Source organism: Monashia sp. HAY1-2A (assembly GCF_056755315.1).
The window spans coordinates 1-2,516 of the sequence record NZ_JBNDHY010000268.1; the positions used below are offsets into that span (position 1 = coordinate 1).

A 2,516-nucleotide genomic window follows, 5' to 3' on the forward strand; every position below is an offset into this window, starting at 1 on the left:
ACCGGACCCTGCACGTCGCGGCCCGGCTCGGCGACGGGTGCAACGTCCCCTCCGAGGCCGCCGGCCTGGCCAGGGTCGCTCGCTACCTGCAGCTCGTGGAGGAGGCCGGCCGCGACCGCGACGCCGCCCTCGCCACGGTCCTGGACCTACCGCTCGTCGGCGCGGACCGCGTCGCCGTGTGGTCGGCCGTCGAACGGCATCGTGGCCGCACCGCCGCCGCGGTCTTCGCCGAACGACACCACGCCGGTACGCCCGCCCAGCACCGGGAGCGCCTCGCCCGGCTCGCGGACCACGGCGTGACGACGGTGTTCCTCGCGCCGCTGGACCTGACGACACCGGACGACGTCCTGGCGCTCGGACCCCTCGCGACCGCGCTGGCGTGAGGCGCCGCACGGGCCCACTAAGGTGGCGCGCATGGGTAAGGCATCTCGTCGTCCGCGCGGGGTCCGCGCCGACCGCACCACTCGTCCCGCTCCGGCGCCGTTCGTCGCCCGGCCCTTCGAGGGCCTTCCCGGCGAGACCGACTGGGTCGCGATGCGCGAGATCGTCCCGGCCGCCACGGCCACGGTTCGGTTCGCGAAGGGCAGGGCCCCCGAGGGCGCGCCCGACGAGGTCACCATCGCCACGGTGCTGCCGCTCGCCTGGCCGGGCCTGCACCGAGAGAACGGTGAGGTGCTCGTCGGCATCCAGTCCGGCAACGCCAGCGGTGACACGAGCCGCGACATCGCCCAGGCGATCGGCCTGGCCGTCGCCGCCGAGGCCGGCACGCCGGTGCAGACGCTGCCCGTCTCGACCGTCGACACGGTCCGCCTGCAGGACCTCCTCGACCTCGAGGCCCCCTTCGAGATCGACGTCCACGAGGGCTTCGACTTCTGGGTCGCCGAGGCCGAGCTCGACGCGGACGGCCAGGAGTCGCTCCAGCGGGCCAACGAGTCGGCCATCCCGACGGTCAAGCTGACCTCGGCGCCGTCGTGCTACTGGTGCCGCATCGGGGAGCGCACGTACGTCCGCTGGGTGCTGCCCTTCGACGAGGACACCGCCACCACCGCCCTCGCTCGGCTGCACGCCGCCGGCGACAGCGCCCTCGGTGGCGAGGGTCGCCTGCTCGGCTGCTTCCGCTCCAGTGGCCTGCTCATCCCGGTGTGGGAGGTCGACCCCTCGGCCGCCCCCGCCTCGTTCGAGGACGCCGTCGCCGCGATGAAGGAGCGCCTCGAGGCCGCGGCGGCCTCGACCGACCCGCTCACCGCCGACGAGCGGGGCGCGAAGGCCGGTCTGACGAACCGTCAGGTCACCCTCCGCTGAGCGGCCCCCGACGGTGACCGCGCAGCGACCTGCGTCCCCGGGCTCCGAGCCGCCCGTCGTCGTCATCATCCCGGCCCGCGACGAGTCGGACCGGATCGCCGAGACCATCCGCGGCGTGCGCACCATCCCCGGCGTCGTGGCGGTCATCGTCGTCGACGACGGCTCGACCGACCGCACCGCCGTCCTCGCCGCGCAGGAGGGCGCCGAGGTCGTCAGGCTCGTGCGCAACCACGGCAAGGCCGACGCCATGATGAGCGGGCTCGGCCGCCTGGCCGGGATGCGCCGCGTCGGCCGCGTCGACCCTGCGGCGTCGGTCCTCTTCGTCGACGCCGACCTCGAGGCGTCCGCGCAGGCCGTCGGCGCCCTCGTGGAGCCGGTCGCCCGCGGCGAGGCAGACCTCACCATCGCGACCCTGCCCGAGCAGCAGCAGTCCGGCGGCGGGCACGGCCTCGTCGTCGGCCTGGCCCGCCGGGGCATCGAGGAGCTGACCGGCTGGGCCCCGACGCAGCCGTTGTCCGGGATGCGGTGCCTCTCACCGGCCGCCGTCGAGGCCGCCACGCCGTTCGCCCGGGGCTGGGGCGTCGAGGTGGGCATGACGGTCGACGTCATCGACGCAGGGCTGACCGTCGTCGAGGTGCCGTGCGAGCTCTACCACCGGGTCACGGGCACCGACTGGCGCGCCCAGGTGCATCGGGCGGCCCAGTACCGCGACGTCGCACTCGCACTCGGCGTCCGGCGGCTGCGGCGTCGCCTCGGCCCCGGCTGACCCCCCGACCCGCCGACTGGGCCCACTCGCCGACCCGCCGACCCGCCCCGGGACCGAACGAACCGTTCGGTCCCGAACGCGTCGGTGAGGCTCGAACGCGTCGGTACACCGGCTCGTTCGGTACCGAACGAACCGTTCGGTCCCGAACGTGTCGGTGAGGCTCGAACGCGTCGGTACACCGGCTCGTTCGGCACCGAACGGTTCGTTCGGTGCCGAAGGTGTCGGTGAGGCTCGAACGCGTCGGTACACCGGTTGGTTCGGCACCGAACGAACCGTTCGGTCCGCGAGTGCAGCTGGGGGAGGGTGTTCGGGCTGTCTCTTATACACATCTCCGAGCCCACGAGACGCGTAGTAATCTGGGGGGGGGGGTTGTTGTTTGGGGGGGGGGGGGGGGGGGGGGGGGGGGGGGGGGGGGGGGGGGGGGGGGGGGGGGGGGGGGGGGGGGGGG

At 74.8% G+C, this 2,516-nt stretch carries 2 protein-coding genes and 1 pseudogene; all 3 read left to right on the forward strand.

Going from position 1 to position 2,516, the window contains the following annotated elements; translation table 11 throughout:
- Positions 1 to 383, forward strand: a pseudogene (locus tag ACPYOM_RS21605) (LLM class flavin-dependent oxidoreductase); the annotation flags it as partial.
- A gap of 31 nt (positions 384 to 414) precedes the next feature.
- Positions 415 to 1,302: a DUF5926 family protein gene (locus ACPYOM_RS21610; protein WP_481343948.1), complete on the forward strand. Its 888-nt coding sequence runs from the start codon at positions 415 to 417 to the stop codon at positions 1,300 to 1,302.
- Positions 1,303 to 1,315: 13 nt separating this feature from the next.
- The gene (locus ACPYOM_RS21615) at positions 1,316 to 2,068 is read left to right on the forward strand and encodes a glycosyltransferase family 2 protein (RefSeq protein WP_481347531.1); all 753 of its coding nucleotides are present in this window, start codon (positions 1,316 to 1,318) and stop codon (positions 2,066 to 2,068) included.
- Positions 2,069 to 2,516: the final 448 nt, after the last annotated feature.